The organism is Gemmatimonadota bacterium, from assembly GCA_021295815.1.
Lineage (GTDB): Bacteria > Gemmatimonadota > Gemmatimonadetes > Longimicrobiales > Gaopeijiaceae > JAGWBQ01.
The window spans coordinates 1124-6440 of sequence record JAGWBQ010000019.1 but is presented as its reverse complement, the minus strand read 5'-3'; the positions used below and the strand labels follow the sequence as shown (position 1 = coordinate 6440).

6 protein-coding genes and 1 pseudogene are annotated in these 5317 nt (G+C 65.3%); 3 read left to right on the top strand and 4 right to left on the bottom strand.

The window, feature by feature from the left end; genetic code table 11:
- Window positions 1-806: 806 nt before the first annotated feature.
- The 3 genes and pseudogenes from J4G12_08550 to J4G12_08540 all read right to left on the bottom strand — a co-directional run bounded on the left by J4G12_08550 (window position 807) and on the right by J4G12_08540 (window position 2098).
- Window positions 807-1244: pseudogene (locus tag J4G12_08550) on the bottom strand (M56 family metallopeptidase).
- Between the two features lie 15 nt (window positions 1245-1259).
- Window positions 1260-1760, bottom strand: coding sequence for a hypothetical protein (locus J4G12_08545; protein ID MCE2455844.1), 501 nt, complete (start codon window positions 1758-1760; stop codon window positions 1260-1262).
- Entirely contained in the window at window positions 1757-2098 is a 342-nt protein-coding gene (locus J4G12_08540) for a BlaI/MecI/CopY family transcriptional regulator (protein ID MCE2455843.1), read from the bottom strand. The genes J4G12_08545 and J4G12_08540 overlap by 4 nt, the downstream gene beginning before the upstream one ends.
- 258 nt (window positions 2099-2356) lie before the next feature.
- Here J4G12_08540 and J4G12_08535 point away from each other — a divergent pair, with 258 nt between their 5' ends.
- From J4G12_08535 to J4G12_08525, 3 genes are all read left to right on the top strand, one after another.
- Complete coding sequence (locus tag J4G12_08535) at window positions 2357-2626, top strand: hypothetical protein (protein MCE2455842.1); 270 nt, start codon at window positions 2357-2359, stop codon at window positions 2624-2626.
- A complete protein-coding gene (locus J4G12_08530; protein ID MCE2455841.1) occupies window positions 2623-3246 on the top strand; it encodes a hypothetical protein in 624 nt (207 codons plus the stop codon). Before J4G12_08535 ends, J4G12_08530 begins: the two co-directional genes overlap by 4 nt.
- Before the next feature lie 446 nt (window positions 3247-3692).
- Window positions 3693-3839 carry a hypothetical protein gene (locus tag J4G12_08525; GenBank protein MCE2455840.1) on the top strand — a complete coding sequence of 49 codons (147 nt, stop codon included), beginning with the start codon at window positions 3693-3695 and terminating at the stop codon, window positions 3837-3839.
- On the opposite strand, the gene J4G12_08520 is transcribed toward J4G12_08525, so the two are convergent.
- The gene (locus tag J4G12_08520; GenBank protein MCE2455839.1) at window positions 3832-5046 is read right to left on the bottom strand and encodes a hypothetical protein; all 1215 of its coding nucleotides are present in this window, start codon (window positions 5044-5046) and stop codon (window positions 3832-3834) included. The genes J4G12_08525 and J4G12_08520 overlap by 8 nt on opposite strands.
- Window positions 5047-5317: the final 271 nt, after the last annotated feature.

Sequence of the window (5317 nt, the reverse complement as noted above, 5' to 3'; positions counted from 1 at the left end):
CGTGAGACGCGATCTCGCGACGCAGACCGGCGACGTGTCGCTCGTGGGACGCTATCCCGCGTTGCAGACTCGCGACGTGCCGTTCGTGAGACGCGATCTCGCGACGCAGACTCGCGACGTGCCGTTCGTGGGACGCTATCTCCCGGCGCATGCTGCCTTCCCTTACCGCGCAACTTCCAGGCCTCTTGGGAGCGCACCAACACGGTCAACATCAGGTCGCGCCAGTCGCGGGCTACGTCGTCGAAGGGTTGGGAGCGGCCATCGATGCTCCACTCGTATTCCAAGCCGCTTGGGCCGGAGGTGATCGCCATCCGGTGAAGGCTTTGGGCCTGTGACTGAAGCACCAGCCGACTGCCCGGATCCATGCTCGCGACCGCCGTGCCGTCTCCGGTCATCGCGACATCTCCGCTCGTGTACATGCAGAGCGACATCCCGTCTACGGACACCTGTACCATCGTCAACTCACGGTTCTTCATTGTCCCCGTGAAACTCCCCGGCCAGCACTCGATCTCCTGTGGGCCGAGGGCTTCCGGCACAGCCGGGGCAGCCGGAATGGGACCCGTCGCGGCGGGCTCTGCCGGCGTCCTGTCGGACAGCGGCGCGGGCGCCGGCGCCGGAATCGTTGCGGGAGCCGAGTTGTCGGTCGGACGTTCGGGGAGACGCGCGGTCTCAGCCTGAGGCGTGGGGCTTGCGACCGGGTCCATGCGGACGGGTCTGGCACAGGCTGCAATTATCCCCACCCCACCGACTACCGCCAGCGCGGCATAGGTGCGGATTCTCGAAAAACGCGGGCGATGCAGCGTGAGAATGGACATGATTCTGCTCTCCAAATGAAGGTATTGTACCACGGGCAGCGAGAGGACGGGCGGACCGGAGGCAATCTCGGACGCCAGTGAGAAGAGGTGGCGGGCGTATGCTGAAGGGCGTAGGCCAAGGGCGAGGACTTCCTCGTCGCACGAGCGCTCCCTCGCGGCGGCCGCGAGCCGCGATGCGAGCCAGCTCAGGGGGTGGAACCAGTACAGCGCGACCACGGCACCGGCCACGAGTCGCCACAGCGCATCCCTCCGACGTACATGCACCAGTTCATGCGACACGACCACCTCGCGTCGGCCGGATGTCCAGCTCCTAGCGGAGGCGGGAAGTAGAATCACGGGTCTCAGCGGACCGCCCGTCATGGGCGTGGAAACTTGGGCACTGGACAGGATCCGAGCGTCGGCGCGTACGCGCACCTTGTGCCGGAGCATATCCGTCGACCGTATCTAGTCCGGATCACGAATCGGAACCGCCCTCCGAACGAGCTTTCGAAAACGAAGGGCGGCGACACAGAGGGAGACGAGCCCAGCCCCGCAGCCGAGCGCCCAGATGAGGAACACGCCTGGGGCGGCGGTCAGCGGGATCGAACCGTCGGCCCGAGGAGGGGACGGCAGGTATCCGGCCGGGAATGAAGCCACCGGATTTGGTTGGCGGCCCGCGCTGGGAGAATCAGCCGTCGCCGATGGCTCGCTCGCCGTGTTGTCTGGCAGAAGGTGCTCGATTGCGGTATTCCGGGCGGGAAGAATGGGAAGCGCCCACGCCGGGGCCAGCAGAGTCAGCACTGGCAGCATGAGCAGCACCGCGAAGGTCGTCGTCCACAGCAAATGCAGGGTCCTGGCGCAACCGCGTCTCGCAAACCATGCGAGGACAAGGGCGACGGAGAGGACCAACGTGACCTTCGCAACCAGACCGATGGCTATGGCGACAGTGACGGACAGGCCGATCATCGTCCATCCTCCTCGGCTTCATCGATCATCCTCCTGATGCGCTCGCGCTCGTCTGGAGAAAGATCGCCTTCGCCAAGCTCAAGGAGCATGGCGACCGCGCCCTCGACGCTGCCCCCGAAGAACGTCCGCAGAACGCGGTGCATGGCGGAGCGTCGTGCCCGCATGACGGGCATGGTCGGAGAGTAGACGTAACGGTGACCCTCCGGCGTCCGTTCCAGATGTCGCTTGCCGACGAGTATGCGTAGGATCGATCGGACGGCCGAATCGGTCGGCGGATCGGCCAGGCGTTGCCGTATCTGGACCGCTGTGGCGCGCCCCAGCTCGTACAGGACATCCATTACCTCGCGTTCGCGTCTGCTCAGCGGCGGAAGTTGACTCACGATACTGGTGCTCCATTCGGTGGTGTTCTCGTCCGGTCCTCACGGCTCGGCGCAGGTCAAATCGAATGATAACGCAAAATCGTTGAAAACTCAACATGCCGGCGGCCGGTTCGGCTCGGCGCTCCAGAGAGCTCATGCAGCTCGCGGCCGGGAGCGAGATCAATTCGTTCGTGATCGATCAAGGACGCGGCCGGGAGGGTCAGTCACCGTTCGCAGTTGCCGCTCGCGAACGAGAGCGGAGCCACGGCGCGCGCGACGATCTCCGACCTTCACCAACTCCTGATGGAGCTCGAGGCGCGCCGCATCTACCCCATAGCGCGCATCGTCGTGGTCAAGGACCCCCGGCCCCGGTGGTCGGTCCGCGCTTTTCCAGCGTCCTCACCGATGGCTGGGCGACGATCTTGCGTCCTGCAAAGCGAATGGGCAGGATGTAGGACGTCCAGCATCATGCGGCACCGCCGAGATCCCCGCTACCAATGCAGATGATCGTATTGAAGCGGCATGCCAAACCTGATTTCGATAGCTCGATGCGAGTCTGTACCTCGGACATGGGTGCCGTGTTGGCCGCCTATGATGAGGCAGGCATCAAACGGACGCGAGACGGCGGGCGGAAGGGCAGCAGAATCATGACACACTACATCGACCCGGAGGGCGGAGACGGGAGCAGCGTTCAGGTGGTGACGAGCAATCTGCGGCGTTCCGTCGAGTCCGCGAGGCTGTTCTTCCCGCATCGCGCAGCGGCGGCTACCGACACGCTCTATCGCGAAGCGGGGCTGCCCACCAGGCTGCCGCTTTGCGGCTTGGCGATGCGCTTTTCGGCCGCGGTCATGATTGCGCGCATCCTTTGGATGCTCGGGATCCATCAACAGGCCGAGAGCTACGCAATGCCTGCAGGGCGCGCGCGTCGCGCTGCGGAGGCGCTCACAAGTCGCGCAATGGAACATGGCTGCATAATCCTCGTTGGCCACGGATTTTTCAACCGCTTGATCGGTCGTGAATTGAACCGGACCGGTTGGACAGTAGTCCGTAGGGAAGGCGGAGGATTCGGCGCATGCACGACGTTTGTGTGCCGGAATCGCGGAGGGCGATTCTCGGACAACAGTTAGCAGTGCTGACAGCCGGTCCTGATCCGCGCAACGGCCCGGTCGGGATCTGGAGCGCGCCCTCTCTCGGGGATCATGGGGGCGGAGTCCCTCGCCAGCCCCGATGTATGAAATGGGGTATGTGTAACGCGGGTCATGAGCCAGCCCTGGCTGGCCCAACGGATCGGGGCGCGGCGGCTCGCGATTCGGCGGTTGGGACAAGGCTCTGGGCGACGCTCACCGCCAGATACCGCCCGGTCGTTCATGAGCCGATGGCGCTGGGAGTCGACATTCCGTCTCCACGGGCGCGCTCGATGTGCTCGAGCGGGCGCGGACGCTGTCTCCCGCGTCGTCGCTGGTGTTCCCCTCGAAGACCGGCGGGCTGTTGGCGAGGAACGAGCCAGGGCGCGTGTTTCGAAGAGCCGGGGTCGCCTCGACGGTTCACGGGTTCCGGTCGAGCGCGGTCGTGGATGGCCGAGACCGGCGTTCCGGCAGAGGTCGCGGAAGCCTGCCTCGCCCACGTTCCGCGAAGCAGGGTGGTTCAGGCGTATCAGCGGTCCGACCTGCTGGAGTGCCGTGCGGAGGTCATGCAGGCGTGGTGCGATTACGTCACGTAGCGATAGGCCGCCGCCTCCGTGAATGGCTCAGAGGCCCGACGGCCACGCTTTGCTCATCGAATTCGCCGCGCTCAAGCAGGAGCACCCAGTCTAAGCCCGCGTCGAGGAGAGTCGAGTGAGCCGGGATGGTGACCCCACGAAGCCAGAGCCCATCCGGACCCAACAGGTGGAGTGTCCGCTGCGGCGTCGACCAGCCGTAGACAGTGACCCAAACACTGCCGTCCGGCAGAGTCAGGAGCCCATCCGATTCATAGGCGGGGACGCGATTCGGAAGACCGTCCCGAATGCCGGGCCAGCGCTCCCGCTCGAAGTGCCGCCGCCCCGCAGGGGTATCGTATCGCGCCAGATAGGCACTTAGGTACCGGTCCAGATGCGCGCCGGTGACTTCGAGGGCCGGGCCTGCCCACCGTGCGACGCGGGTTATACGGCCGGTCCAGTCAACGTGTTCGAGTTCGTAGTCGTCGGCCGAGCCGTACCACACGCCGGTCGGCGTGGCCGCGAAGGCCAAGCTCCTGCCCCAATTCGCCGGGCCTGAACCGCCGTCGTATCTGCGGCGCTCCGTTCCGGGGATTCCCTCGGCCAAGGTGACTACGCCATCGTCCCGTTCCCAACTCACCGCCATCTCCCAACGATAGATCTCACCCACGGCCGCCCTCTGGCGGACGTCCCGCTCGCTGTCCGGCCACCCAACGAAGACCAGATCGCCGTCGGGCGAGCAGGTGGGGCTGCCATACGGTTGCACTCCGGTCCGGGCAAGCGCCCGAGTGTCGATCACCTTGCCGTCTCGGTCCAGCCTCGTGATGCGGTCCAGATTCCAGTCGAACACCGTGATCGCTGTTCCCGGACAGCCCCGAAGCAACCGGACTCCTCCGTATTCGCCCGGCCCCCGACCCTGCCGTCCGCTTGTCCAAACATGGTGGCCCCGAGCGTCGAACATCCGGATCTCGTAGCTCTGCTCGTCCGCCACGACGATGCTGCCGTCCTCCAGCCGGATGCCGCCTTCTATGTTGCTGAACAGGTATTCGTCGGGGTCATCCAGCGAGCCCACGCGCACCAGCGGCTCGTCGGCGAGCACCAGTTCCGCCTCGCGGGGGGAATCGGTCTCCACGATGGTCTGAGGAACGACTATTGCCGCAACGTCGGTGATGTCGCAGGCCAAGACGAGCAAGGCCAAGAGTGTGGTTAGGGTAAGAGGGGGGGCGGCCATGTGGGGCACTCCTGAACTGAATGAGGCGGAAAGCCGAAGAACTGTCGCTTGGTAAGACGTTACGTGCGGCCTCAGGGTTGCGCAAGGGTCGAGCTACTCGGGCCGGGCCGCCACGGACTCCAATGGCTGCATGTCGGGCACAACGAGCTGCAAGGTGCGGTGCCGTGATGGCTTGCTTACCGCCAGGTTGCCCGCATCCTCCACTTGCTGCCGACCTTGCAGGGACCGGGGTTCAAGTCTATCCTTCGGTGCCCCTTCCCTCACGACGATC

Bases quoted from the DNA above. Each gene is read 5' to 3' on its own strand.
- J4G12_08545 (MCE2455844.1), bottom strand. From the start codon at position 1,760: ATGATCGGCCTGTCCGTCACTGTCGCCATAGCCATCGGTCTGGTTGCG.
- J4G12_08540 (MCE2455843.1), bottom strand. From the start codon at position 2,098: ATGGATGTCCTGTACGAGCTGGGGCGCGCCACAGCGGTCCAGATACGG.
- J4G12_08530 (MCE2455841.1), top strand. From the start codon at position 2,623: ATGATCGTATTGAAGCGGCATGCCAAACCTGATTTCGATAGCTCGATG.
- J4G12_08525 (MCE2455840.1), top strand. From the start codon at position 3,693: ATGGCCGAGACCGGCGTTCCGGCAGAGGTCGCGGAAGCCTGCCTCGCC.
- J4G12_08520 (MCE2455839.1), bottom strand. From the start codon at position 5,046: ATGGCCGCCCCCCCTCTTACCCTAACCACACTCTTGGCCTTGCTCGTC.